This window comes from Cupriavidus sp. 09_S30, from assembly GCF_056930435.1.
The window spans coordinates 3,619,262-3,643,991 of the sequence record NZ_JBXOWI010000001.1; the positions used below are offsets into that span (position 1 = coordinate 3,619,262).

A 24,730-nucleotide genomic window follows, 5' to 3' on the forward strand; every position below is an offset into this window, starting at 1 on the left:
CTATGAGCGAAGCCGCCACGCACCGCGTGTTCAACCAGGTCCCCGACCTGTCGGGGTACAACCTCTTCACCACCGATCCGGCCCTGCGTGCCGCGCTCGAGCGGCTTGGCGGCGGCTGGCATGCCGGCGCGCTGGAGGACTTCGGGGCGCGGCTCGGCCAGGCCGAGGTGCTGGGCTGGGGCGAGCAGGCCAACCGCTACCTGCCCGAACTGCACACCCACAGCCGCACCGGGGAGCGCATCGACCGCGTCGACTTCCATCCGAGCTGGCACGCCCTGCTCGGCCTGCTGCGCGGGCAGGGCCTGCATGCCCTGCCCTTCTCTCAGCCGCGCGCCGGCGTCTGGGCCGCGCGTACCGCGGGCTATTTCCTGCAGGCGCAGGTAGAGTCCGGCTCCCTGTGCCCCGTCACCATGACCTTTGCCAGCATCCCGGTGCTGGCAAAGGAAGAGGCGCTGTTCACCGAGCTGCGGCCGCGGTTGTACAGCAGCGAGCACGATGCGCGCGACCTGCCCTGGCGCGACAAGCGCGCCATCATGATCGGCATGGGCATGACCGAGAAGCAGGGCGGCTCCGACGTGCGCAGCAACACCACCGTGGCGCGCCCGGTACGCGGCGAAGGGCGCGGCGCGGAGTACGCGCTGACCGGGCACAAGTGGTTCTTCTCCGCGCCGATGTGCGATGCGCACCTGGTGGTGGCGCGCATCGGCGCAGAGGACGGCCCGCTGTCCTGCTTCTTCGTGCCGCGCTTTCGCGACGACGGCAGCAAGAACACCGTGCAGATCCAGCGACTCAAGGACAAGCTGGGCAACCGCTCCAACTCCAGCAGCGAGGTGGAATTCCGCGACGCCACCGGCATCCTGATCGGCGAGGAAGGGCGCGGCATCCCCACCATCATCGAGATGGCCACCTACACGCGGCTGGACTGCGTGATCGGCAGCGCGGCCCTGCTGCGCACGGCGCTGGTACAGGCGCTGCACCACGCGCGCCATCGCATGGCCTTCGGCAAGCTGCTGGCCGAGCAGCCGCTGATGGACAACGTGCTCGCCGACCTGGCGCTGGAGAGCACCGCCGCCACGCTGCTGACAATGGAGCTGGCACAGGCCTTCGAGCGGGCCGATGGCGACGCCCTGGCTTCGGCCTGGAAGCGCGTGGTCACGCCGGCGGCGAAGTTCTGGGTCTGCAAGCGCACCATCGAGGCCACCGGCGAGGCGATGGAGGTCTGGGGCGGCAACGGGTATGTGGAGGACAGCCCCATGGCGCGCCTGTACCGCGAGGCGCCGGTCAACTCGATCTGGGAGGGTTCGGGCAACGTCATGTGCCTTGACGTGTTGCGCGCGCTGCAGCGCACGCCTGAGGATGGCGCACGGCTGCTGCAGGACCTGGCGCAGCGCGCCGGCGGCCACCCCGCCGTGCGCGCCGAGTTGGCCTCGCTGCAGGCCCAGTTGCGGGGCACGCCCGAGGCGCTGGAGGCCGGCGCGCGGCGCTTCGCCCAGGGCCTGGTGCTGACCGCGCAGGCCGCGCTGATGCTCGCGCACGCCGATGCGCAGAGCGCCGAACTCTTTGTCGCCAGCCGGCTCGGGCGCCAGCATGGCCGCGTCTTCGGCACCCTGGACGCGCCCGCCGAGACGCTGCGCCGGGTCGCCGCGCGGGCCTGGCCGGCCTGAACCGCACGCCGAGCGGCGCGCAAGGGCGCGAACAAGCCGGGGCATGGAACGGGGCGCGAAGGCGCCCCGTCTTTCTTCGCCTTCTCCTCTTCGCGTTCCCCCTTCGCGTTCCCCCCTTCGCGTTCCCCCTTCGCGCTTCCGATTGTGAACTTTTTATGACAATTGCTACAGCGCCCGGGCCGCGCGCCGTAAACCGTCATTGGCAGCGGCGAGCTGAAACAAAAACATAACGCCGCATGAATTACTTTCCTCACCGAGGCGGCCCTGCTCGCGCATCCGCATCCCAATGAATCTGTCTCAACGCCTGTTGCTCACCCTCTCGCTTGCCCTGCTCGCCCTGCTCTTCGTTGGACTTGGCGGAATCTGGCAACTGAGCCAATCGGAGGAACGCTTCGAGTATTTCAACGACAACACCCTGGCCAGCGTGCGCGACCTCGACATGATGGAGCGCTCGATCACGGCCATGCGCATCTCCTTGTACCGCCACGCGCTGGGCGACGACCCGCAGCACAAGGCCGCGGCCGAGGCCATGCTGGCCCAGGCCACCAAGGACTTCGAGTCTTTCGCCGCGAAGTACGAGCGCGAGGACATCTCGAACGACGCCGACCTCAAGATGCTCGAGAGCGATCGCGCGGCGATGGCGCGCTACCGCGCCGCACAGGTGCCCTTCCTGGAGAAGTCCCGCGCCAATGATGGCGAGACGCATACGATGCTGGTCAGCGGCGAACTCGACCAGGCGTCCAGCGCACTGCGCAATGCCATCAAGGAACACGGCGACTTCAACGCCCGCATGGGCAACGAGCTGGTGGCGGGCAACAGGGAAGCCTACGGCACGGCGGTGCGGGTCTTCTCCGCCGCCATCGCCGCCGCCATCCTGCTGACCGGCGCGCTCGCGGTGGCGCTGTACCGCCGCATCCACCACAGCCTGGCGCAGATCCAGCAATCGCTGTCGCATGTGAGCGAGACGCTCGACCTGGGGCACCGCGCCAGCGTGGGCCGCATGGACGAGGTCGGCCGGACCGCCCATGCCTTCAACCACCTGATCGAGCGTGTGGCCGCCACGCTGGGCGAAGTGCGCCGCTCGACCGAGTCCGTCACCGTCGCGGCCAGCCAGATCGCGGCAGGCAACACCGATCTCTCGTCGCGCACCGAGCAGCAGGCGGCCTCGCTGGAAGAAACGGCTTCGAGCATGGAGGAGCTGACCACCACCGTCACGCAGAACGCCGACAATGCGCGCCAGGCCAGCACGCTGGCAGCCAGCGCCGCCGGCGTGGCCGAGCGGGGCAGCACGGCAGTGCTGCAGATGGCGAGCACCATGACCGCGATCAGCGACAACGCCGGACGCATCGCCGAGATCACGGGACTGATCGAGGGCATCGCCTTCCAGACCAATATCCTGGCGCTGAATGCGGCGGTGGAAGCGGCGCGCGCCGGCGAGCAGGGGCGCGGCTTCGCCGTGGTGGCCGGGGAGGTGCGCAGCCTGGCCCAGCGCTCCTCCAGCGCGGCCAAGGAAATCAAGGACCTGATCGACACCTCGGTGTCGACGGTGCGCGAAGGCTCCGCCCAGGCCGAGAGCGTCGGCGGCACGATGGAGGAAATCCGGCAGGCGGTGAAGCGCGTGTCGGACATCATCGGCGAGATCGCTGCAGCCTCGGCCGAGCAGAGCGCGGGGATTGCGCAGGTCAACCAGGCGGTGGGGCAGATGGACCAGGTCACGCAGCAGAACGCTGCGCTGGTGGAGGAAGCGGCCGCGGCGGCGCAGTCGCTCGACGACCAGGCCGGCATGCTGCGCGAAGCGGTCGACGCGTTCCGGCTTACAGCGACCTGAGCGCGGCCTGAGCGCCGAGCGCCCACCGGGCCGGGCGCGGGCCCAGGCCGGCCCGCGTCGGCTTCCGCTCAGGTCTCCAGCGCCGCTTCCGGCAGCCTGAGCGTCACGTGCGGCGCGTAGCGGATCAGGTCGTGGGCGCGCTCGCCGATCATCATGGCCGGCGCGCAGGTGTTGCCGCCGATCAGGGTCGGCATGATGGAGGCATCGACCACGCGCAGCGCCTGCACGCCACGCACGCGCAATTGCGGATCGACCACCGCCAGCTCGTCCATGCCCATGCGGCAGGTGCCGACCGGGTGGTAAATGGTGTCGGCACGCTCGCGGATGAAGGCGCGCACCGCATCGTCGTCGCTGCCGTCGGCGCGCAGGTGGGCCGAGTAGAGTTCCTTGCCGCCCAGCTCGGCGAGCTGGGGCTGGGCGAAGATCCGCCGCACGATGCGCACGCCGGCGACCAGGTCGTCCAGGTCGCGCGGGTCCGACAGGTAGCCCGGATCGATCCTGGGCGCGTCGCGCATGTCCGGCGACGCCAGCCGGATCTCCCCACGGCTGCGCGGACGCAGCACGCAGACATGGCAGGAATAGCCGTGTCCGTAGTGGATCTTGCGCAGGTGGTCGTCGGCCATGGCCACGACGAAATGCAACTGGAGGTCCGGCTCCTCCAGCCCCGAACGGCTGCACAGGAAGGCACCCGCTTCGGCATAGTTCGAGCTGAGCATGCCGCTGCGCTCGCGCCGGTAGCGCAGGATTTCCGACAGCAGACGCCAGGCGCCTGACAGCGACAGGCCGAACAGTTCCGGCGCCGCCACCCGCTTGTGCAGCACGATGTCGGGGTGGTCCTGCAGGTTGCGGCCCACGCCCGGCAGGTCATGGACCAGCGCAATGCCATGCTCGCGCAGGTGCGTGGCAGGACCGACTCCCGATGCCATCAGCAATTGCGGCGAGCCGAAGGCGCCAGCGCTGACGATCACTTCGCGCCGCGCGCGCAGCAAGCGTTCGCGGCCATCCTGCCAGACCATCACCCCGACCGCGCGCCTGCGCTCGAAGACGATGCGCAGCACCTGCATGCCCGTCATCACATGCAGGTTGACTCTCCCGCCGTTATTGCGCGCGCTGGCGATGCCGCCATGCAGATAGGCGCGCGCCGCGTTCCAGCGCTCGCCGCCGCGCTGTGTCACCTGGTACCAGCCGGCCCCTTCCTGCGTGTCGCCGTTGAAATCGTCGTTGTACGGATAGCCGGCCTGCTGTGCCGCCTCGATGAAGCGCTGGCCGAACGGGTTGGGCGTACGCAGGTCGGATACGTGCAGCGGGCCGCTGCCGCCATGCAGCGGATGGTCATCGCGCCCGGCCACGCGCACATTGCACTCGGCGCGGCGGAAGTAGGGCAGCACATCGTCCCAGGACCAACCATCGCATCCCGCAGCAGCCCAGCCGTCATAGTCGCTGGGGCGGCCGCGCACATAGATCATGGCATTGAGCGAGGAGCTGCCGCCCAGGCCACGGCCGCGCGGCTGGTAGCCTCGGCGGCCGTCCAGCCCCGGCTGCGGCACGGTCGTATAGCCATAGTTGCGCGCACCGGCGCGCGGCAGCATCGCGGCGCAGCCGGCCGGCGTCCAGACCAGCACATGGTGATCGTGCCCGCCCGCCTCGACCAGGGCGACGCTGTCGCTGCCGCTGTCCGCCAGGCGCCCCGCCAGGGCGCAACCGGCCGAGCCGGCGCCGACGATGACGAAGTCGAATTCGGTTTCCATCTGTCTCCCCGCCCATCCGTGCGCACCGCCCGCCTCGTCATGCCGGGCAGTCATCCGCCAAGAACGCCGCCTGGCAATGCTTTGGCCGCCGGGCAGCACCCGCCACGAAAACCAGTTTAGGCGCTTGCACCGGCGCTGGAAATGCCGCCAAAACCCGGCCCGTTCGCGCACGAACGGTCAGGCGGTCGCAGACAAAGGTAGCGGTCTAGCGGGGGGGAAATGGCCTTCCCGACGCAGGCCCGGGCCGGCGCCGTCGGGGATTCGGAAATTGGAAGGAAGCGGGACCGCCGGCAGCGCCGTGCCGGCGGCGTTTCACCGCGTATCGAAGCGCTTGCCGGGCGCGAAGGCCGTCGCGAAGGCCGTAGCGAAGGCCGTGGCGAAGGCCGTGGTGCGCCGGACGCTCAGTTCGCCAGCATCGGCCGTCCCAGCATGCGGGACAGCACGGCCTCGGGCGAGTGGGTGTGGTCCGCGATCGCCTTGGGGTGCAGGTAGTAGGTCTGCTCCATCATGGCGCGGCCGCGCATGGCCGCGTGCAGCACCTGGTCGCTGAACACGATCCAGGTGGAACCGGGCGGGAAATGGAACTCCTGCTGCGGCACCTTTGCCTGGTAGTCCAGGTCGGCCTTGGCGAGGTCATGCAGCTGCAGCATGCGATGGTCGTATTCCGAACGCGTGCGCTTGGTGATGTGCAACTGCTTCATCAGCCAGGCCTGGCCCGGCCACATGGCGCGCGTCTGCGGCACGAAGCGGCGCGCGAAATCGCCGAAGGGCTCGCCCACTCTCCAGACGCGGGACGCGGCCGGGTCGATGTTGTGGAACACGCGCAGCAGGCGCTGCCCCAGCAGCGGGTTGGAGGGGAAGGAATCGACATGCAGGCGCGTATCGTCCTTGCGCCAGCTGACCGGGCGGCCGGCGATCTCGCTGGGCCGCAGCGAGGTGCCCGCGCGCACCATATGGGGGCCATATTCCGGGAACAGCGTCAGCACCAGCTTCTCGCTGTATTCGGCGTAGCGGCGGATCAACTGGTAGATCGCGGCCAGGTCGGCCTCGCTGCCCTTGGCGCCGCGTACCGCGCGGTCGCCGGCGCGCAGGTTGATGTTCTTCGACTTGCCGTCCGACCAGCGGCTGTCGAGAAAGCGCTCCTCGCCGGGCTGGAAACGGAAGTGCAGCTCGGGGAAGTAGAGAACGCAGCCCTGCTCCAGCTCACGACGCAGTGTCGCGGCGGTCTCGGGCGAAACCTGAGGCTGCCAGTCGGTATAGGGCTGGGGACGGATCAGGTCGAGCGCAGGCGCGCCGGCCTGGGGACGGTCGGCGGACGGCGCGGCGTTGGTCTGGACAGTGGCCATGGCAATCCTCGGTAGGCTGGCGGCACGGATGGCGCACGCCGGCAGCGCTGCCGCGCGGGCGCGGCCCGGCCGCGGAATGCCGGGATTTTACCCCGTCGGGCCCGGGGCGGCGCTGGCGCCGCGCGCGCCGCTTGATCCGGGACAAGGCAGGCGCCGGTCGGACGGAATCGGTTGGATGGGCGGCCGGGTGGAACTGGCGCCACCTGCTGCGCCCCAATGCAAAACGCCGCCCCAGGGGGGCGGCGTCAGCCATCGGCGCGGGGCCGCCCTCGCGGGCGGCGCCATGCCGCTTCTTACAGGCCGGCGGCGGCGCGCAGCACAGCGGCCTTGTCGGTCGCTTCCCACGAGAACTCCGGCTCCTCGCGGCCGAAGTGGCCGTAGGCGGCGGTCTTCTCGTAGATCGGGCGCAGCAGGTCGAGCATCTGCACGATGCCCTTCGGACGCAGGTCGAAATGCTCCTGCACCAGCTGGGCGATCTTCTCGTCGGAGATCTTGCCGGTACCTTCCGTGTAGACGGTGACGTTGATCGGGCGCGCCACGCCGATGGCGTAGCTGACCTGGACCTGGCACTGGCGGGCCAGGCCGGCCGCGACCACGTTCTTGGCGACGTAGCGGGCGGCATAAGCCGCCGAGCGGTCGACCTTGGACGGATCCTTGCCCGAGAACGCGCCGCCGCCGTGCGGCGAAGCACCACCGTAGGTGTCGACGATGATCTTGCGGCCGGTCAGGCCGCAGTCGCCCTGCGGGCCGCCGATGACGAAGCGGCCGGTCGGGTTGACCAGGTACTTGGTCTCCTTGAGCATCTCGGCTGGCAGCACCGGCTTGATGATCTCCTCGATCACCGCCTCGCGGATCTGCGCCTGGGTGATGTCCGGCGCGTGCTGGGTCGACAGCACCACGGTGTCGACGCTATGCGGCTTGCCATCCACATAGCGCACGGTCACCTGCGACTTGGCGTCGGGACGCAGCCAGGGCAGGCGGCCATCGCGGCGCAGCTGCGACTGGCGCTCGACCAGGCGGTGCGCGTAGTAGATGGGGAAGGGCATCAGTTCCGGCGTCTCGTCGCAGGCGTAGCCGAACATCAGGCCCTGGTCGCCGGCACCCTGGTTCAGGTAGTCGTCGGAGGCGCGGTCCACGCCCTGGGCGATGTCAGGCGATTGCTTGTCGTAGGCGACCAGTACCGCACAGCCCTTGTAGTCGATGCCGTAGTCGGTATTGTCGTAACCGATGCGCTTGATGGTTTCGCGTGCGACCTGGATGTAGTCGACGTTGGCGGTCGTGGTGATTTCGCCCGCCAGCACCACCAGCCCCGTGTTGCACAGGGTTTCGGCCGCGACGCGCGCGTATTTGTCCTGGGACAGGATGGCGTCCAGGATAGCGTCGGAAATCTGGTCAGCGACCTTGTCGGGATGGCCTTCGGAGACAGATTCCGAAGTGAACAGGAAGTCGTTTGCCACGAACTTTTTCTCCAGGTTGGCTATTGCGTGCCAGCCTGGGCAGTTCCAGCGGCGACGCTTTAGCGGTATTTTCCTTCCGCCCGGATAGAGCGGCATCGCCCCGCAAGTTGTCAGTTAACTCGGCGATACACGGTATTATACGCGGCTGTTTGCCGCCTTGCACCGTGGCTTTGTGGGCGCGCGCACCTGTGGCAGCCGCCGCGCTGCCGGCCCGCATGCCGGCGTGCCCGACAAACCCGGCCCCATACCGATACGATGACCTTCCTGTTCTGGCTGATTTCCCGCCTGCCGCTGCGCTGGCTGCACGCCATCGGCGGCGCGCTCGGCCTGCTGGCGGCGCGCCTGCCGGGCCGCTATGCCACCCGGCTGAACGCGAACTTCCGCCTGGCCTTTCCCGATGTGAGCGACGCCATGCTGGCCGAGGCCGCCCGCTCCACCGGCCGCATGATCCTGGAGATGCCCTATTTCTGGAGCCGCAAGAGCCTCAAGGCGAAGCTCTATGACTTCAACGACCGCGTCTGGCCCGAGTTGGACCGCTTGCAGGACGCGCACGGCAAGGGCCTGATCATCCTGACGCCGCACCTGGGCTGCTTCGAAGTGCTGCCCCAGTCCTACGCGCTGCGCCGCCCCGTGACCTGCCTGTTCAAGCCACCGCACCAGCCCTGGCTGCAGGACTTCGTCGAGCGCATGCGCGGCCGCGACAACATCGCCATGGCGCCGGCCACGCCGCGCGGGGTACGCATGCTGCTCAAGGCACTCAAGCGTGGCCAGGCGGTGGGCATCCTGCCGGACCAGGTGCCGAGCGGCGGCGAAGGCGCCTGGGCGCCCTTCTACGGCAAGCCCGCCTACACCATGAGCCTGGTGCACCGCTTGCAGCAACTGACCGGCGCGCCCATCGTGATGGTCTTCGCCGAACGCCTGCCGCGCGGCGGCGGCTACCGCGCCCACCTGCGCGTGATCGACGGCATGCTGCCCGACGACCCGTCGGCCGCCGCTGCCGTCATCAACCAGACCGTGCAGTCGCTGGTGGCCGAGGCGCCGACCCAGTACCTGTGGGGCTACAACCGCTACAAGCATCCTGCCGGAGCCGAGCTGCCGCCGCAGGCTGCCTCGGGGGCCACCGCGCCATGAGCCGCCTTCTCACCTGGCTCGGCATTGGCCTGCTGAGCGTGCTGGGCAAGCTGCCCTACCCGCTGGTCGCACGCTTCGGCGAAGCGCTCGGCGCCCTGCTCCATTGCGTGCCGAGCAGCCGGCGCCGTGTGGTGGAGACCAATCTGCGCCTGTGCTTCCCCGACAAGAGCGAGGCGGAACTGCGCGCGCTGTCGCGCCAGACCTTCCGCCTGGTCTTCCGCAGCTTCGCCGAGCGCGGCATCTTCTGGACCGGCAGCGAGAAACAGATGCGCCGCTGGGTCCAGATCGACGACCAGGCCGACCTGGTGGCGCTGGACGGCACGCCGCACATCCTGGTCACCATGCACCTGTCCGGCGTCGAGGCCGGCGCCATCCGCCTGACCATCCACCTGCGCGACCACGTCGGCCGCTCGGGCGCCTCGCTCTACACCCAGCAGAAGAACACGATGTTCGACGGCTTCCTCAAGCATGCGCGCGGGCGCTTCGGCGCCAATATGATCTCGCGCAGCGACAGCGCGCGCGACATCCTGCGCTGCCTGAAGAAGGGCGAGGCCCTGCAGCTGATCGCTGACATGGATTTCGGCGAGCGCGACTCCGAATTCGTGCCCTTCTTCGGCGCGCAGGCGCTGACCCTGACCTCGGTATCGCGCCTGGCGCGGCTGACCGGGGCCAAGGTGGTGCCGATCTACACCGAGATGCTGCCCGACTACCGCGGCTACGTACTGCGCATCCTGCCGCCCTGGGACGACTATCCGGGCGACAGCGTCAACGACGACACGCGGCGCATGAATGCCTTCTTCGAAGACTGCATCCGCCCCCGCATTGCCGAGTACTACTGGGTGCACAAGCGCTTCAAGCACCGCCCGCCGGGCGAGCCCAAGGTCTACTGACGTCTACTGTCTACTCAGCCCCGCGCCCGCGCCGGCAAGTCGGGCGGGCCCGGACTACAATCGCTCACATGAAACTCCAGTTCACCAAGATGCAGGGTGCCGGCAACGACTTCGTCGTGCTGGACGGCATCCACCAGCAGATCGACCTGAGCCCGGCCCAGTGGCGCGCGCTCGCCGACCGTCATTTCGGCGTGGGCGCCGACCAGATGCTGGTGGTCGAGCCCCCCACGCGCGACGATGCCGATTTCCGCTACCGGATCTTCAATGCCGACGGCGGCGAGGTCGAGCATTGCGGCAACGGCGCGCGCTGCTTCGTGCGCTTCGTCTCCGACCGCGGTATGACCGACAAGCGCTCGGTGCGCGTGCAGGTGATGAATGGGCTGATCACGCTGACGCTGCAGGACGACGGCCAGGTCACGGTCGACATGGGCGCGCCCGAGCTGGAGCCGGCGCGCGTGCCCTTCGACCCCACGGGACTGCACGCGTGCACCCAGGGCAGCGATACCCTGCACGGCCTCGAAATCAACGGCCGCACCGCCTGGATCTCGGCGGTGTCGATGGGCAACCCGCATGCGGTGCAAGTGGTCGACGATGTCGAGAACTTCCCCGTGCTGCAGGACGGCCCGCTGATCGAGCGCCATGCCAGCTTCCCCCGCCGCGTGAACGCCGGCTTCATGGAAGTGGTGGACCGCCGCACGGTGCGCCTGCGCGTATTCGAGCGCGGCGCCGGCGAAACGCTGGCCTGCGGCACCGGCGCCTGCGCGGCGGTGGTGGCTGGCATCCGGCGCGGCTTGCTCGATTCGCCAGTCAAGGTGCATACGCATGGCGGCGACCTGTCCATCGCCTGGGAAGGCGGCGCGAGCCCGGTCCAGATGACCGGCCCCGCCACCACAGTGTTCGAAGGCAGCATTGACCTGGACGCGCTGAAGGTCTGATCATGGGGGCTTCACGCCCCCCCTGCCACGCATCGGCCCCGGGGCACCGCCCGAGCCCATGGAGCGCCCGATGACGCTGGAGAATTTCCGCATCACCCGCGGCAAGGACTTCCGCCTTGCCGATTTCACCCCCAACGCGAAGCCGGTTTCGAGCGGCGACAAGGCGGCCGACCTGGCCCGCCTCAATGAGATCAGCCAGAAGCTCGATGCCCTGCAGGACATCTTCTACGCGGAGCACCAGCGCAAGCTGCTGGTAGTGCTGCAGGGCATGGACACTGCCGGCAAGGACGGCACCGTGCGCAGCGTGTTCCGCAGCTTCGACCCGCTGGGCATCCGCGTGGTCGCCTTCAAGTCGCCGACCCCCGAGGAGCTGGCCCACGACTACCTGTGGCGTGTCCATGCCCAGGTGCCCCGGTGCGGCGAGATCGTGCTGTTCAACCGCAGCCACTATGAAGACGTGCTGATCACGCGCGTGCACGGCTGGATCGACAAGGCCGAGTGCGAACGCCGCTACCGGCAGCTGCGCGACTTCGAGGCAATGCTGACCGAGACCGGCACCACCGTCGTCAAATGCTTCCTGCACATCTCCAAGGAAGAACAGAGGGCGCGGCTGGAATCGCGGCTGGCGGATCCGAACAAGCACTGGAAGTTCGACCCCACCGACCTGGCCGAGCGCAAATACTGGAAGGAGTACATGGCCGCCTACCAGGACGCCATCGCCGCCACCAGCACGCCCGAGGCCCCCTGGTACGTGGTGCCGGCGGACTCCAAGACGCACCGCAACCTGATGGTGGCCGAGATCCTGCTAGCGGTCTTCAGCGCGCTCAAGCCGGCCTACCCGCCGGCCAAGCCCGAGCTGGCCGGCCTCAAGGTCGAATAGGTCGAATAGGTCGAATAGGTCGAATAGACCGGCAGGGCGCCGCGCCGCCGCTCACGCGCGGTGCGGCCGCCCCCGGTGCACGTCGTGGGTGACGAAGGGGTGCTCGGCGCTCGGCATCGCCAGCCACTCCGGATGGCCCAGGGTCTGGCGGATGTCGGCCAGCCCGCTCTCCCAATGCTCGTTCATCGCCAGGCGCCCGAACTGGTAGTCCTTGGTATTGCCTTCGTAGCTCTTGTCCCGGTAGATCAGGTGGACCACATTGCGCCGCGCCGTGCAGGCTTGCTCGGCGGCGCGGCGGCACCAGGGATCGTCGCGCTTGGAGGGCGGCACCAGTTCGAGCAGCTCGCTGATCAGCCGGCGTAAGTTCTGCTGCTCGCCCATGCGATCGGTGACCGCGCGCGTGCGGCTGGAGTACTGGATCTCCTTCTGGCGCTCCGCCACTTCCATCAGGTTGTGCGGCAGGCGGCCACGCGCGCTCCACAGGTCGACCTGGAAGATCAGCGCATCGCGCCTTGGCTGCGCGCTCAGCACCTCGGCCAGCGGCGTGTTCGAGACCAGTCCGCCGTCCCAGTAGTACTCGCCGTCGACCTCCACCGCCGGGAAGCCTGGCGGCAGCGCGCCCGAGGCCATGAAATGCTCGGGCCGCAGTTTCTCGCGCGTATTGTCGAAGTAGGCGAAGTTGCCGGTGTGCACATTGACCGCGCCGAGGGAGACCCGCATTTCGCGATGGTCGTTGATGCGGTCGAAGTCGGCAAAGCGCTCCAGCGTGGCCTTGAGCGCCGACGTGTCATAGAAGCTGGCCTGCCCGGTCGGCACATTGCCCGCCAGCAGATTGGGCAGCGAGCGCGGGATGAAGAAACCGCGCTGGCCCTCCAGGACGGCAAGCGCCGCGTGCCAGCCGTTGTACCAGAGCCGCATCGGGTCGGGCCAGTCGATCGCATCCCACCCCTGGAGAATGCTGGGCAGCCAGGGCTGGCCGCAGATGTACTCCCAGAAATTGCGCAACTGCTCGACACGCCGGTTAGGCGGATTGCCGGCGATCACCGCCGCATTGATCGCGCCGATCGAGATCCCGGCGACCCAGTCCGGCTGGATGCCGTGCTCGGCCAGGCCCTGGTACACGCCGCCCTGGTAGGAGCCGAGCGCGCCCCCGCCCTGCAGCACCAGCGCCCTCACGCGATAGGCCCGTGCCAGTTCCTCGATGTTGGCTCCCGCATTGGCCGCCGCCTCTGCGGACGCGCCCTCCGATGCCCCATTTCCGTTCCGACCGTTCGCGCGCCGCGCCTTGCTTTGCCCGTTCACCACCACGCCCGCCTCCCCGTCAAAGTCTGATCCGAGCGCCGACACGGGCTGCCTCGCCCGCCGTCATCCGCCCCCCAGCGAAGACCCGCCGGGACGCGGCGAACGCGCCAGGCACGCACGCCCCGTCCCGACGCCGTCGCGCTTACTGCATGTACCAGCCGTGGCTGACGATAAAGGACTGCCCCGTCAGCGCTGCCGTCGGGTAGGCGCACAGGAACAGCGCCGTGCGCGCGACGTCGTCCACCGTGGTGAAGACGCCATCCACGGTGCCGCCCAGCATCACGCGCCGCACCACCTCCTCCTCGCTGATGCCCAGCTCCTTGGCCTGCTCAGGAATCTGCTTGTCCACCAGCGGCGTGCGCACGAAGCCGGGGCAGATCACATGGGAGCGCACGTTGTACTCGGCACCTTCCTTGGCCAGCACGCGGGCCAGGCCCAGCAGCGCGTGCTTGGCCGCCACATAGGCCGACTTCAGCGGCGACGCCTCGTGCGAGTGGACCGAGCCCATGTAGATCACGGTGCCGCCGCGCTTGTCCTTGTACATGTACTTGAGCGCCGCCTTGGTGGTCAGGAAGGCGCCGTCGACATGGATGGCCTGCATCTTCTTCCAGTCGGAGAAGGCGTAGTTCTGGATCGGGTTGACGATCTGGATGCCGGCGTTCGACACCAGGATGTCGATGCCGCCGAAGGCCTGCGCCACCTGGTCGGTGGCCTGGTTGACGGCATCCTCGCTGGTCACGTCCATGGCCACCGCGATGGCCTTGCCGCCGGCGGCCTCGATTTCAGCGGCGGCCGCGCGCGCGGCCTCGAGGTTCAGGTCGGCGATGGCGACCGCCGCGCCCTCCTTGGCCAGCAGTTCGGCGATGGCCTTGCCGATGCCGCTGGCGGCGCCGGTGACGATGGCGGATTTTCCTTTGAGCTGCATACAAACCTCCTGGTCAGGCTGGAATGTCGAGCACGGCCCCGCCCAGCCGGGCGCCGGGGCCGGCTGGCTAGAAAAGGAAGGAAGACGTGGGGCGCGACGCTGCGCTGTACGCGTCGTCGCGGCCGAGAATGTAGGGAGAGGCGAGCGGCCCGCCAGGACGGCCTGGCCATGGAATGAGGACTGCAGCGTGCACGGTGACGCGCGCGCGCCTGGGGTACCGGATGCGGATATCCATCGCCTGCGATCCTCCCGAAGGAAAACGACGGCGGCCGGCCCGCGGGCCTGTCGGCGGGGCCCGCCAAGGCGGCTCCGCGGCGCTTGCCGGCGCCAATTGCGTGCTCAGTGTGACCGCCGGCGCGCGCATCCGGTTCCCGGTATTTGCTGCAGGGCAGCGGCGGCCGGGTGCCGCCGCCTGCCCGGTGCGTCAGACGCCGTAGTTAGACGCCGCAGTTAGACGCCGTAACGCGTGCGATAGTCAGCCACGGCCTGGCGCGAAGCGCCCAGCGCGGGATCCTGCGAGGCGTCGAGATAGGCCAGCAGGTCGCCCAGGTTGGCGATGGAGATCACCGGCACGCCATATTCGCGCTGCACATCCTGCACCGCGGAATGCGTGCCGATCTGCTCGGCCGTGCCGCTCTTCTCCATCCGGTCCAGCGCGATCAGCACCGCCGCCGGCTCCGCGCCGGCCGCGCGGATCATCTGCATCGATTCGCGCACCGAGGTACCGGCCGAGATCACATCGTCGACGATCACGACCTTGCCCTGCAGCTTGGCGCCCACCAGCGTGCCGCCTTCGCCGTGGTCCTTGGCTTCCTTGCGGTTATAGGCGAAACCCACGTCGCGGCCCAGGCCGGCCAGCGCCACCGCCGTGGCGGAGGCCAGCGTGATGCCCTTGTAGGCCGGCCCGAACAGCACGTCGAACTGCAGGCCCGAGGCCAGCAGGGTTTTCGCATAGAATTGCGCCACCTGGCCCAGCATGCCACCCTGGTTGAACAGGCCGGCATTGAAGAAGTAAGGCGACTTGCGGCCCGCCTTGGTCACGAACTCGCCGAAGGACAGCACGCCCGCGTCGAGCGCGAAGCGGATGAAGGTCTGGCTGAGTTCGGTCGCTTCCCCTTGCTGCGTGGCGGAAAGCGTAGTCTGCTGCGTCATCTTTTCTCTCTGATAGCAAAGTTTCCCGAATGTTACGGATTATCAGCGCCAACCTCAACGGCATCCGCTCCGCCTCTAAGAAGGGCTTTTTCGAGTGGATGGGCAAGCAGGACGCCGACATGGTCTGCGTGCAGGAACTCAAGGCGCAGGCCGCCGACATGACCGATGCGTTCCTTGCGCCACATGGCTACCACGGCTACTTCCACTATGCGGAGAAGAAGGGCTACAGCGGTGTCGGCCTCTACACCCGCCACAAGCCGGAGCGCATCATCACCGGCTTCGGCAACGCCGAGTTCGATAGCGAGGGCCGCTATGTCGAGGTGCAGTATCCGCACCTGGCTGTGATCTCGGTCTACGTGCCGTCCGGCTCCAGCTCGGACGAACGCCAGCAGGCCAAGTTCCGCTTCATGGAGGCCTTCCTGCCGCACCTGCTGGACCTGAAGGCGAGCGGGCGCGAGATCGTGCTGTGCGGTGACGTCAACATCGCGCACAAGGAAATCGACATCAAGAACTGGAAGGGTAACCTGAAGAACTCAGGCTTCCTGCCCGAGGAGCGTGCCTGGATCGGCGACCTGTTCGACTCGCACGGCTATGTCGACGTGTTCCGCCGCCTGGACCCGCGCCCCGAGCAGTACACCTGGTGGAGCAACCGCGGCCAGGCCTACGCCAAAAACGTGGGGTGGCGCATCGATTACCACCTGGCCACGTCGAAGATCGCCGCGACCGCGCACGCCACCTCGATCTACAAGGACGAGAAGTTCAGCGACCACGCGCCGCTGTCGATCGACTACGATTTCGCCTTATAGGGCACGCACAGGGCACGCGCGCGCACGGCGGCGGTCGCGATGCGGCGATCATTGCTGCGGTGCGCCAACAAGCCCGCTACAATAAAGGGTTCCCGCCTTGCCAGCCTAGCGCGGCGGGTCCGCAACATCCAACCCAGTGAGTCCGCCATGGTTTTCAAAGTGTTCGTCGATGGTCAGGAAGGCACCACCGGTCTCCGGCTGCTCGACTATCTCTCCGGTCGCCCCGACGTAGAACTGCTGCGTATTGCCGATGACAAGCGCAAGGATTCGGCCGAGCGAGCACGCTTCCTGAACGCCGCTGACGTCGCTTTCCTGTGCCTGCCCGACGTGGCATCGCGCGAGGCGGTCTCCCTGGTGACCAACCCGAACACCTGCGTCATCGACGCCAGCACGGCCTTCCGCACCAGCAATGACTGGGCCTACGGCCTGCCCGAACTGACCCGCGGCCAGCGCGCCAAGGTACGGGAGAGCAAGCGCATCGCCGTGCCGGGCTGCCACGCCAGCGCCTTCGTGACGGCCGTGCGCCCGCTGGTGGAAGCCGGCGTGATGCAGCCCGACTACCCGGCCTCGGCGTTCTCGCTGACCGGCTACAGCGGCGGCGGCAAGAAGATGATTGCCGAGTACGAAGCCGGCGGCAACCCGAAGCTCATGAGCCCGCGTCCCTACGCGCTGGGCCTCACGCACAAGCACCTGCCCGAGATGCGCGTGCAGACCGGGCTGGCGCAGGCGCCCGTCTTCAACCCGGTGGTGGGCCCCTTCTTCAAGGGCCTGGCCGTGACCGTGCCGGTCTACCCGGACCGCCTGGCGCGCAAGGTCTCGCCCGAGCAGATCCTCGACATCTACCGCAAGCACTACGAGGGTGAGCAGTTCGTGCGCGTCATGCCGTTCGATGCCGAGAGCAATCTGGACGCTGGGGCTTTCGATGTGCAGGGCTGCAATGACACCAACCGCGTTGACCTCTTCGTGTTTGGCTCTTCCGAGCATCTGGTGCTGATGGCTCGCCTGGATAATCTTGGCAAGGGTGCGGCCGGTGCGGCGGTGCAGTGCATGAATGTGCATGTGGGGGCGGATGAGGCTACCGGGCTGACTGCGTGAGTGCCTGATCAGACTTGCCGCCTGGCGGCGGTGCCGCCGGCAGTGATGATGCCGTTCAGTGTTTGCTGGACGGCATTTTTCTTTTGGGTGATGGGGTTTTGGGGGGCTTTGTTTGGGGGCTTTAGTCTGCAGGACAAAGGCCTGTTTCGACTCCCCTGCGGGGGGAGTCGAAACAGGCCTTTGGCTCAATAAACCAGCACCGCCGGCCAGCACCAGCAAAGCTACTACTTCAAAGGCTTCTGCTTATCCTCATCCCCACTATCCACCGGCGCATCCCCCAGATTCTTCATATTGGGCCGATACGGCGGCAGATTAGCCACGGTCAAGTTGCGCGTACGCGCATACAACGGCAGCACCTCAGGCATATGTTTTTCCAGTTCCGCAATGCGACTGCGCCCCGAAGGATGAGTCGACAGGAACTCGGCCCCGGCCTGGGATTGCGTCACCATCCCCATCTTCTGCCAGAGCGAAACCGCGGCGCGCGGGTCATAGCCGGCGCGCGCGGCGATATCCATTCCGACCAGATCGGCCTCGGTTTCGTCGGCGCGCGAGAAGCGCAGCGTCAGCAGCTGGGCACCGGTACCCAGCGCCATATTCCCCAGGTTGCCGAAGCCGAACAGTTGCGAGATCACGTTCGCGCCGAGATTGGTGATCTCGGACTGGGCGGCGCGCTCGCGCGCGTGCTCGCGCAGCGCGTGGGCGATCTCGTGGCCCATTGCCATCGCCACTTCGTCGTCGCTCAGCTTGAGGCGGTCGAGCAGGCCCGCGTAGAAGGCGATCTTGCCCCCGGGCATGCAGAAGGCATTGACCTGCTTGGTGTTGATCAGGTTGACCTCCCAGTTCCACTGGCGCGCGCGCTCATTCCAGCGCACGGTCTCAGGCAGCAGGCGCCGCCCGATCGCGCGCAGGCGCACCACCTGCGGATTGCCGTCGGGCATCAGCGTATGCTGCGCCACCGCTTCCTGCTTGATCTGCTCGTATTCCTGGGCCGCCTGCCGCTCGATGTCCTCGATGGGCACGATCTTGCGGATCGAGGCATTGCGCTCCTCGAGGCGAACGCCGTCTTCCTGGGCATGGACCGGAACTGCCAGCACGGCCAGCGACAGGCCGAGCGCCGCGCAAAGCGGCCGGGCAAGCGCGGCCTTGCGGGGCCGCCGAACACAGGGGCGACAGGACATGGGGCGGATCCTCTGGAACGAAAAAGCGCCGATGAACGGACGGGCACGAGGCTGAACCCGACTGGGGTGATGCAATAATACACGGCGCTCGCGCCGCCGCCGGTCGGGATTCGGCTTCCCCTGCGGCCGCGCGCATCCAGGCCCAGCCGTCCCGCCAACGCATTCATGAGCTTTCACGACTACCTCGACATTTTCCGCAACCGCCGCATCGGCGCCATGCTGGCGCTGGGCTTTGCCTCCGGGCTGCCGCTGGCGCTGACCTCGGGCACGCTGCAGGCCTGGATGACGGTCGAAGGCCTCGACATCAAGACCATCGGCTTCTTCTCGCTGGTGGGCCAGGCCTATATCTTCAAGTTCCTGTGGGCCCCGCTGATGGACCGCTTTACGCCGCCGATGCTGGGCCGGCGCCGCGGCTGGCTGCTGCTGACCCAGCTCGGCCTGGTCGTCGGCATCGCCGGCATGGCCTTCTGCCCGCCGCGCGAAGCCCTGTGGGCCCTGGCCGGGCTGGCCGCGCTGGTGGCCTTCCTGTCGGCCTCGCAGGACATCGTCTTCGACGCCTACAGCACCGACGTGCTGGAGCCGGCCGAGCGCGGCGTGGGGGCGGCAGTGAAGGTGCTGGGCTACCGGCTGGCAATGCTGGTCTCGGGCGGGCTGGCGCTGTGGCTGGCCGACCGCGTGCTGGGCTGGCCCCAGATGTACCTGCTGATGGCCGCGCTGATGGGGGCCTGCATGCTGACCTTGCTGTGGGCGCCCGAGCCGGACGTGCCGGCGCGCGCGCCGCACTCGCTGGAGGCAGCGGTGCTGGGCCCGCTGCGCGACTTCTTCGGGCGCGAGGGTGCCTGGTGGCTGCTGTTGCTGATCGTGCTGTACAAGCTCGGCGACGCCTTCGCCGGCGCGCTGTCGACCACCTTCCTGATCCGCGGCGTCGGCTTCTCGGCCGGCGAGGTCGGCCTCGTCAACAAGACGCTCGGCCTGGCGGCCACCATCATCGGCGCACTGTTCGGCGGCACGCTGATGGTGCGCCTGGGACTGTACCGCTCGCTGCTGCTGTTCGGCGTGATGCAGGCGGTGTCCAACCTGGGTTACTGGGTCCTGGCGGTCACGCCCGCCCACCTGTGGACCATGGGCGCGGCCATCGGCGTCGAGAACCTGTGCGGCGGCATGGGCACGGCCGCCTTCGTGGCGCTGCTGATGGCGCTGTGCAACCGCTCCTTCTCCGCAACCCAGTACGCGCTGCTGTCGGCGCTGGCCTCGGTGGGCCGCGTCTATGTGGGCCCGAACTCCGGCTACCTGGTGGAAGCCTGGGGCTGGGCCCCCTTCTATCTCGGCACGGTGGCCATCTCCTTGCCCGGCGTGCTGCTGCTGCGCGCCATGCGCGGCACCATCAACCACTACGAGGCGCAGGCCCGCGTCGGCAACTGAAACAGCGCGGGACCGGTACGGTCCGCGCGCCTCCGCGCCTACTCCTTGTAGTAGACGATCTGGTGCGAGGTGGCCAGCAGTTCGCCGCCGGCGCTCCAGATCTGCGCGCTCTGGTCGAAATAGCCTTTGCGGAACACCTGGGCCTGGGCGCTGGCCAGCACGTGGTTGTCACCGAGCGCCGCCAGCGTGGCGGCATCCGCGTGGAAATAGGTGGTCAGCGACACCGTGCCGGCCGGCACGAAGCCGGCGCGCTTGAGGAAGATGCGCGGATAGAAGGTATCGCACCAGGACGCCAGCGCGGCAAAGTCCGGCGTGCGCGCCGGAGAGTCGCGCAGCCAGAACTGCGTCAGGCTGTCCGGGTTCTCGGTGCCGGCTTCGGCGCTGGGCTTGGCGCCGCGCACCGGACGCATCTCATAGGCCTTGAGCCAGCGCACCGGCGCGAACCCGCCCTGGGCGGGCACCGACTCGGCCGGCGGCGCTTCGGGCCGTTCCGCCTCGCCGCAGCCCCAGGTCTGGCGGCGCACCGCGAACACCGCGCTGGCGGTGGTCGCCACCACGCCTTGCTGGCGCAGTTCCAGGCTCCAGTGCTGGGTCGAGCGGTTGGTGCGCGAAGGCCGCGCCTCGATCTCGAACGGCCCCTCGGCGATCGGGCCGGCGAAGTTCACCGTCAGCGAGATGGGGTCGCCCAGGCGCTCGGGGTGCTGCAGCGCTGCCTGCAGCAGCGTGGCCGCTGTGATGCCGCCAAAGGGCCCGATCATATTCCAGTAGGCCGGGGTGGTACGGCCGAGGAAGCGATGCTCGCCGGCCGGCTCGAGGGCCAGCGCTTCGTCGAAGGGGTGCGGCGCCAGGGTTCCGGCCGCGACTGCGGAGACTGCAGGGACTGTGGACATGGCTAAAAAAGTACGATCGTTCGAGAACGATGACTACAGTAGCCGTAGCCAGCCTTCGCGTCAAGACAGATCGCGGCACTGGCGCGCCACGTGCCCCAGCCGACCCGCCGCCATCAACCACGCGCCTGTGTGCGAACGGGCATCCCCCACCCAAGCTGGTTGGCGATCACCGCCAGCAGCACCAGCGCCATGCCTGCCAGTTGCATGGCGCTCAGCGCCACGTGGAAGACCAGCACATCGATCACGATGGCGACCAGCGGATAGATGAAGGACAGCGTCGCGATGGAGACCACGCTGAGCCGCTGGAAGGCGGCATACAGCAGCGTGTACATAAAGCCGGTGTGCACCAGGCCCAGCGCGAGCAGGGCGCCCCAGGCCTGGGTGCCATAGGCGGCCGGCGCCGGGTGCGCCAGCGGCAGCAGCAAGGGCACGCCCAGCAGCATCTGCAGGCCGGCGATCTGCGCCGGCGGCAGGCCGTTGAGCCGCCGCGTGGCCAGGGTGGTGACGGCATACAGCAAGGCCGCCGCCAGTGCCAGCCCGATGCCGGCCAGCATCTTGCCGGGCACGCCGCCGCCAGGCTCCAGCCCGGTGATCAGCACGACGCCGGCGAAGGCCAGCAGCAGCCAGGGCAACCGCCCCAGCGAGAAGCCCTCGCGCTGGAACAGTGCGACCAGCAGCAACAGGAAGAAGGGCTGGGTGTGGTAGACCACGGTGGCGATCGAGATGCCGCTGTAGCGATAGGCCGAGAACAGGCACAGCCAGTTCAGGATCAGCGTGGTGCCGCCCAGCACCAGCCAGCCCCACTGGCGCGCGCTCATGTGCACCCAGCCACGCCGCACAGCCAGCGCGCCCAGCAGCGCCGCGCCGCCCAGCAGGCAGCGGAACCAGACCACGTCGATCGGCGGCTGGCCGCTCATCACGACGAACCAGCCGATGGTGCCGGAGAGCGCCATCGCGGCGACCATGCGCCAGGTGCCGCCACGGATCGCGGGTGCGGCTGGCGCGGATGCAAGGCTTGTCATGGCAGGGACTCCCATAAGGCGATGGAGGGATTGTTCCACCCTCAATGCAGATCAACAATCCAGCCGAAAGGCAATTACCATTTGATCTGAAGTCAACAACGAAGCCAAATACATGCCGCAACCATCACTCAATGCCATGGCGGTATTTGCGCGCGTGGTCGAAGCCGGCAGCTTCACCGCGGCCGCGCGCCAGCTCGGCATGACGCCGTCCGCGGTCAGCCGCCACGTGTCGCGGCTGGAGGCATCGCTGGGCGCGGCGCTGCTGCAGCGGACCACCCGCGCCATCGCGCTGACCGAGCTAGGCCAGGCGGTCTACGCCGGCTGCGCGCGCATGCTTGCCGGCGCGCGGGAAGTGGGCGCCCTGGCCGACGCGCAGGCGGGCGAGCCGCACGGCCTGCTGCGTGTCAGCGCGCCGGTGGCGTTCGGCCAGGCCTGGCTGGCGCCGCGGCTGCCGGCACTGCTGGCCCGCCATCCGGGGCTGGAACTGCAGTTGTCGCTGGCCGACCGCATGGTCGACCTGGTCGAGGAGGGGGTGGACGTGGCGATACGCATCGCGCGCGAACTGGCGCCCGGCCTGGTGGCCCGGCCGCTGTGCGAGGTCCGCTACCGGCTGGTGGCGGCGCCGGCCTTCGTGGCGCAGCACGGCGCACCGGCATCGCCCTCGCTATTGCCCGCCCTGCCCTGCCTGTACCTTGGCTACGGCGCCTTCGGCGAGCAATGGACGCTGCGCCGCGAAAGCGCCGGCGCGGCCTCGGCCGAGACCGTCACGGTGCGGGTGCCGCCGCGCATCACGGTGAACAACAGCTTCGCCATCGTGGCGATGGTGGCCGGCGGTGCAGGCATCGGCCTGGTGCCGGATTTCGCCGCCGCGGCGGCGCTGGCGCAAGGCGAACTGGTGAGTGTGCTGGACGACTGGCGCGTGCTCGAGCCCTATGCGGGCACCGCCTATGCCGTCTACACCCCGACCCGCCACCTCGCGCCCAAGGTGCGGGCCTTCATCGACCACCTGGCCGCACCGGGCTGAGGCGACACGGCCAGTTGGTCGATCCACTCGGGTCGAACCACTCGGGCCGATCCGCTCAGGCCGAGCAGACGCGGTACACCGCCAGGCTGCCGCGCCAGTTGGCGCCCCAGTTGACGATCACGCCCTCGTGCATCACCACCCGGTCGACTACGCGCAGGCCCACCTTGGGGGCCAGCGCCTCGAAGTCCTTGATGGTCAGCACGCGCACGTTTGGCGTGTCGTACCACTGGTAAGGCAAGGACTCCGACACCGGCATGCTGCCGCGGAACACCGAGAGCCGGTGCGGCCAATAGCCGAAGTTGGGGAAGGACACGATGCACTCGCGGCCCACGCGCAGCGTGTCGCGCAGCACCTGCGCCGTGTTGTGGATGGTCTGCAGGGTCTGCGACAGGATCACGGTGTCGAAGCTCTTGTCCTCGAACAGCTTGAGCCCGCCCTCCAGGTCCTGCTGGATCACGTGGACGCCCTTCTGCGCGCAGGCCAGCACGCCCTCGTCGCGGATCTCTATGCCATAGGCCTGCACGTCGAGCTCGTCCTGCAGCACGCGCAGCAGGCTGCCGTCGCCGCAGCCCAGGTCGAGCACGGTCGAAGCGGGTTCGACCCAGCGCGCGATGGCGCGGAAATCGGGGCGCAGTGCCAGGATATTCGGGTTGGCCGCGGCATTCATGCGCCGATCTCCTCAGCAACGCGCTGATAGTAGGCGCGCATCAGGTTGTGGTAGCGCGGATCCTCGAGCAGGAAGGCATCGTGGCCGTGCGGCGCGTCGATCTCCGCATAGGACACGGGGCGCTTATTGTCGAGCAGCGCCTTGACGATCTCGCGGCTGCGGTTGGGTGCGAAGCGCCAGTCGGTGGTGAAGCTGGCCACCAGGAAGCTGGCCTGCGTCTGCGCCATCGCGCGCGTCAGGTCGCCGCCGTAGGCCAGCGCCGGGTCGAAATAGTCGAGCGCGCGCGTGATCAGCAGATAGGTGTTGGCGTCGAAGTACTCGGCGAACTTGTCGCCCTGGTAGCGCAGGTAGCTCTCCACCTGGAACTCGACGTCGAAGGAGAAGCGGATGTCCTCGGTCTTCAGCTCGCGGCCGAATTTCTCCGCCATGTCCTCGTCGGACAGGTAGGTGATGTGGCCGATCATGCGGGCCACGCGCAGGCCGCGCTTGGGCTTGACGCCATGCGCGTAGTAGTTGCCGCCGTGGAAATCGGGGTCGGACAGGATGGCGCTGCGCGCGACCTCGTTGAAGGCGATGTTCTGCGCCGACAGCTTGGGTGTGGAGGCGACCACGATGCAGTGGCGCAGCCGATCCGGATACATCAGGCTCCAGGCCACCGCCTGCATGCCGCCCAGGCTGCCGCCCATCACCGCGGCGAACTGGCGGATGCCGAAGGCGTCGGCCACGCGCGCCTGCGCATTGACCCAGTCTTCCACCGTCACCACCGGAAAGGCCGCGCCATAGGGCTGGCCGGTGGCGGGATTGGGGCTCATCGGCCCGGTCGAGCCGAAGCAGGAGCCCAGGTTGTTGACGCCGATGACGAAGAAGCGGTCGGTATCGAGCGGCTTGCCGGGACCGACCATATTGTCCCACCAGCCGACATCGCGCGGATCGTCGGCATAGACGCCCGCCACGTGGTGGGAGGCATTGAGCGCGTGGCAGACCAGAACTGCATTGCTGCGTGCAGCGTTGAGCTTGCCGTAGGTTTCGACCATCAGGTCGTAGCCGGCGATCGAGGAACCATTGCGCAGCTTCAGCGGCTCGGAGAAATGCATGCGCTGCGGCTCGACGATGCCGACCGAGTCGGTCGGCAGGTCCAGCACGGCGGGCGGCGGGGCAAGGTCAGTCATGAATTCGGCCCGTTGGCGAACGGGCATAAAAAAACCCGACCGGCATTGCGTGTGAAGCGTCGCAGCCGAGTCGGGCATTCGCGGTTTCCCGCGTGCCGGCGCCATCTTTGCAGGGGGCGCCGACCCAACCTCTTTAGCCGCATTTATATTCGCAGGCGGGCGAGTTCGAAGGAACCACCCGGCTGCCGCGCGCCCGCAA

At 68.3% G+C, this 24,730-nt stretch carries 21 protein-coding genes; 10 read left to right on the plus strand and 11 right to left on the minus strand.

Features of this window, described 5'->3' with window-relative positions; translation table 11 throughout:
• Positions 1-2: 2 nt before the first annotated feature.
• Positions 3-1,664 (plus strand): acyl-CoA dehydrogenase family protein, encoded by a 1,662-nt coding sequence (locus AC1Z3O_RS16925; protein WP_483516855.1) that lies wholly within the window; start codon positions 3-5, stop codon positions 1,662-1,664.
• A 286-nt stretch (positions 1,665-1,950) separates the two neighbouring features.
• Entirely contained in the window at positions 1,951-3,492 is a 1,542-nt protein-coding gene (locus tag AC1Z3O_RS16930) for a methyl-accepting chemotaxis protein (protein ID WP_483516856.1), read from the plus strand.
• A 68-nt stretch (positions 3,493-3,560) separates the two neighbouring features.
• On the opposite strand, the gene AC1Z3O_RS16935 is transcribed toward AC1Z3O_RS16930, so the two are convergent.
• The 3 genes from AC1Z3O_RS16935 to metK form a co-directional block, all read right to left on the minus strand.
• The gene (locus AC1Z3O_RS16935; protein ID WP_483516857.1) at positions 3,561-5,240 is read right to left on the minus strand and encodes a GMC family oxidoreductase; all 1,680 of its coding nucleotides are present in this window, start codon (positions 5,238-5,240) and stop codon (positions 3,561-3,563) included.
• Between the two features lie 401 nt (positions 5,241-5,641).
• Positions 5,642-6,586 carry a Kdo hydroxylase KdoO gene (gene kdoO, locus AC1Z3O_RS16940; RefSeq protein ID WP_483516858.1) on the minus strand — a complete coding sequence of 315 codons (945 nt, stop codon included), beginning with the start codon at positions 6,584-6,586 and terminating at the stop codon, positions 5,642-5,644.
• 293 nt (positions 6,587-6,879) lie between these two features.
• Positions 6,880-8,043, minus strand: a complete 1,164-nt coding sequence (metK, locus tag AC1Z3O_RS16945; RefSeq protein ID WP_483516859.1) for a methionine adenosyltransferase — start codon at positions 8,041-8,043, stop codon at positions 6,880-6,882.
• Between the two features lie 255 nt (positions 8,044-8,298).
• On the opposite strand from metK, the gene AC1Z3O_RS16950 reads away from it, so the two are divergent.
• From AC1Z3O_RS16950 to AC1Z3O_RS16965, 4 genes are all read left to right on the plus strand, one after another.
• Entirely contained in the window at positions 8,299-9,174 is an 876-nt protein-coding gene (locus AC1Z3O_RS16950; protein ID WP_483516860.1) for a lysophospholipid acyltransferase family protein, read from the plus strand.
• Positions 9,171-10,064 carry a lipid A biosynthesis lauroyl acyltransferase gene (locus AC1Z3O_RS16955; RefSeq protein ID WP_483516861.1) on the plus strand — a complete coding sequence of 298 codons (894 nt, stop codon included), beginning with the start codon at positions 9,171-9,173 and terminating at the stop codon, positions 10,062-10,064. Before AC1Z3O_RS16950 ends, AC1Z3O_RS16955 begins: the two co-directional genes overlap by 4 nt.
• A gap of 68 nt (positions 10,065-10,132) precedes the next feature.
• On the plus strand, positions 10,133-10,999 hold the full coding sequence (dapF, locus tag AC1Z3O_RS16960; protein WP_483516862.1) for a diaminopimelate epimerase: 867 nt from the start codon (positions 10,133-10,135) through the stop codon (positions 10,997-10,999).
• A 70-nt stretch (positions 11,000-11,069) separates the two neighbouring features.
• Positions 11,070-11,879: a polyphosphate kinase 2 family protein gene (locus AC1Z3O_RS16965; protein ID WP_483516863.1), complete on the plus strand. Its 810-nt coding sequence runs from the start codon at positions 11,070-11,072 to the stop codon at positions 11,877-11,879.
• A 51-nt stretch (positions 11,880-11,930) separates the two neighbouring features.
• Here the strand turns inward: AC1Z3O_RS16965 and AC1Z3O_RS16970 are convergent, their stop codons facing one another.
• From AC1Z3O_RS16970 to pyrE, 3 genes are all read right to left on the minus strand, one after another.
• A complete protein-coding gene (locus tag AC1Z3O_RS16970; protein ID WP_483516864.1) occupies positions 11,931-13,226 on the minus strand; it encodes a DUF3734 domain-containing protein in 1,296 nt (431 codons plus the stop codon).
• A gap of 97 nt (positions 13,227-13,323) precedes the next feature.
• Positions 13,324-14,106, minus strand: a complete 783-nt coding sequence (locus AC1Z3O_RS16975) for a 3-hydroxybutyrate dehydrogenase (protein ID WP_483516865.1) — start codon at positions 14,104-14,106, stop codon at positions 13,324-13,326.
• 450 nt (positions 14,107-14,556) lie between these two features.
• The gene (pyrE, locus tag AC1Z3O_RS16980; protein ID WP_483516866.1) at positions 14,557-15,258 is read right to left on the minus strand and encodes an orotate phosphoribosyltransferase; all 702 of its coding nucleotides are present in this window, start codon (positions 15,256-15,258) and stop codon (positions 14,557-14,559) included.
• A 29-nt stretch (positions 15,259-15,287) separates the two neighbouring features.
• Here pyrE and AC1Z3O_RS16985 point away from each other — a divergent pair, with 29 nt between their 5' ends.
• Positions 15,288-16,064, plus strand: a complete 777-nt coding sequence (locus AC1Z3O_RS16985) for an exodeoxyribonuclease III (protein WP_483516867.1) — start codon at positions 15,288-15,290, stop codon at positions 16,062-16,064.
• Positions 16,065-16,211: 147 nt separating this feature from the next.
• Positions 16,212-17,159 carry an N-acetyl-gamma-glutamyl-phosphate reductase gene (gene argC / locus AC1Z3O_RS16990; RefSeq protein ID WP_483516868.1) on the plus strand — a complete coding sequence of 316 codons (948 nt, stop codon included), beginning with the start codon at positions 16,212-16,214 and terminating at the stop codon, positions 17,157-17,159.
• Positions 17,160-17,383: 224 nt separating this feature from the next.
• On the opposite strand, the gene AC1Z3O_RS16995 is transcribed toward argC, so the two are convergent.
• Entirely contained in the window at positions 17,384-18,337 is a 954-nt protein-coding gene (locus tag AC1Z3O_RS16995; protein ID WP_483516869.1) for a M48 family metallopeptidase, read from the minus strand.
• A gap of 165 nt (positions 18,338-18,502) precedes the next feature.
• Between AC1Z3O_RS16995 and AC1Z3O_RS17000 the strand changes: the two genes are divergently transcribed.
• Positions 18,503-19,759: a muropeptide transporter gene (locus AC1Z3O_RS17000; protein WP_483516870.1), complete on the plus strand. Its 1,257-nt coding sequence runs from the start codon at positions 18,503-18,505 to the stop codon at positions 19,757-19,759.
• Between the two features lie 38 nt (positions 19,760-19,797).
• On the opposite strand, the gene AC1Z3O_RS17005 is transcribed toward AC1Z3O_RS17000, so the two are convergent.
• Together AC1Z3O_RS17005 and AC1Z3O_RS17010 are read right to left on the minus strand one after the other, a co-directional pair.
• On the minus strand, positions 19,798-20,649 hold the full coding sequence (locus AC1Z3O_RS17005) for an acyl-CoA thioesterase (protein WP_483516871.1): 852 nt from the start codon (positions 20,647-20,649) through the stop codon (positions 19,798-19,800).
• A 113-nt stretch (positions 20,650-20,762) separates the two neighbouring features.
• Positions 20,763-21,671 (minus strand): DMT family transporter, encoded by a 909-nt coding sequence (locus AC1Z3O_RS17010; protein WP_483516872.1) that lies wholly within the window; start codon positions 21,669-21,671, stop codon positions 20,763-20,765.
• A 112-nt stretch (positions 21,672-21,783) separates the two neighbouring features.
• Between AC1Z3O_RS17010 and AC1Z3O_RS17015 the strand changes: the two genes are divergently transcribed.
• Positions 21,784-22,695 carry a LysR family transcriptional regulator gene (locus tag AC1Z3O_RS17015; protein ID WP_483516874.1) on the plus strand — a complete coding sequence of 304 codons (912 nt, stop codon included), beginning with the start codon at positions 21,784-21,786 and terminating at the stop codon, positions 22,693-22,695.
• 55 nt (positions 22,696-22,750) lie between these two features.
• Here the strand turns inward: AC1Z3O_RS17015 and metW are convergent, their stop codons facing one another.
• Together metW and metX are read right to left on the minus strand one after the other, a co-directional pair.
• Positions 22,751-23,362, minus strand: a complete 612-nt coding sequence (metW, locus tag AC1Z3O_RS17020; protein WP_483516875.1) for a methionine biosynthesis protein MetW — start codon at positions 23,360-23,362, stop codon at positions 22,751-22,753.
• Positions 23,359-24,531 (minus strand): homoserine O-succinyltransferase MetX, encoded by a 1,173-nt coding sequence (gene metX / locus AC1Z3O_RS17025; protein ID WP_483516876.1) that lies wholly within the window; start codon positions 24,529-24,531, stop codon positions 23,359-23,361. Before metX ends, metW begins: the two co-directional genes overlap by 4 nt.
• Positions 24,532-24,730 lie beyond the last annotated feature (199 nt).

Excerpts from the sequence above, each read along its gene's own strand:
- AC1Z3O_RS16925 (WP_483516855.1), top strand. The coding sequence starts at position 3 with ATGAGCGAAGCCGCCACGCACCGCGTGTTCAACCAGGTCCCCGACCTG.
- AC1Z3O_RS16930 (WP_483516856.1), top strand. The coding sequence starts at position 1,951 with ATGAATCTGTCTCAACGCCTGTTGCTCACCCTCTCGCTTGCCCTGCTC.
- AC1Z3O_RS16935 (WP_483516857.1), bottom strand. The coding sequence starts at position 5,240 with ATGGAAACCGAATTCGACTTCGTCATCGTCGGCGCCGGCTCGGCCGGT.
- kdoO (WP_483516858.1), bottom strand. The coding sequence starts at position 6,586 with ATGGCCACTGTCCAGACCAACGCCGCGCCGTCCGCCGACCGTCCCCAG.
- AC1Z3O_RS16950 (WP_483516860.1), top strand. The coding sequence starts at position 8,299 with ATGACCTTCCTGTTCTGGCTGATTTCCCGCCTGCCGCTGCGCTGGCTG.
- AC1Z3O_RS16955 (WP_483516861.1), top strand. The coding sequence starts at position 9,171 with ATGAGCCGCCTTCTCACCTGGCTCGGCATTGGCCTGCTGAGCGTGCTG.
- dapF (WP_483516862.1), top strand. The coding sequence starts at position 10,133 with ATGAAACTCCAGTTCACCAAGATGCAGGGTGCCGGCAACGACTTCGTC.
- AC1Z3O_RS16965 (WP_483516863.1), top strand. The coding sequence starts at position 11,070 with ATGACGCTGGAGAATTTCCGCATCACCCGCGGCAAGGACTTCCGCCTT.
- AC1Z3O_RS16975 (WP_483516865.1), bottom strand. The coding sequence starts at position 14,106 with ATGCAGCTCAAAGGAAAATCCGCCATCGTCACCGGCGCCGCCAGCGGC.
- pyrE (WP_483516866.1), bottom strand. The coding sequence starts at position 15,258 with ATGACGCAGCAGACTACGCTTTCCGCCACGCAGCAAGGGGAAGCGACC.
- AC1Z3O_RS16985 (WP_483516867.1), top strand. The coding sequence starts at position 15,288 with ATGTTACGGATTATCAGCGCCAACCTCAACGGCATCCGCTCCGCCTCT.
- argC (WP_483516868.1), top strand. The coding sequence starts at position 16,212 with ATGGTTTTCAAAGTGTTCGTCGATGGTCAGGAAGGCACCACCGGTCTC.
- AC1Z3O_RS16995 (WP_483516869.1), bottom strand. The coding sequence starts at position 18,337 with ATGTCCTGTCGCCCCTGTGTTCGGCGGCCCCGCAAGGCCGCGCTTGCC.
- AC1Z3O_RS17000 (WP_483516870.1), top strand. The coding sequence starts at position 18,503 with ATGAGCTTTCACGACTACCTCGACATTTTCCGCAACCGCCGCATCGGC.
- AC1Z3O_RS17005 (WP_483516871.1), bottom strand. The coding sequence starts at position 20,649 with ATGTCCACAGTCCCTGCAGTCTCCGCAGTCGCGGCCGGAACCCTGGCG.
- AC1Z3O_RS17010 (WP_483516872.1), bottom strand. The coding sequence starts at position 21,671 with ATGACAAGCCTTGCATCCGCGCCAGCCGCACCCGCGATCCGTGGCGGC.
- AC1Z3O_RS17015 (WP_483516874.1), top strand. The coding sequence starts at position 21,784 with ATGCCGCAACCATCACTCAATGCCATGGCGGTATTTGCGCGCGTGGTC.
- metW (WP_483516875.1), bottom strand. The coding sequence starts at position 23,362 with ATGAATGCCGCGGCCAACCCGAATATCCTGGCACTGCGCCCCGATTTC.
- metX (WP_483516876.1), bottom strand. The coding sequence starts at position 24,531 with ATGACTGACCTTGCCCCGCCGCCCGCCGTGCTGGACCTGCCGACCGAC.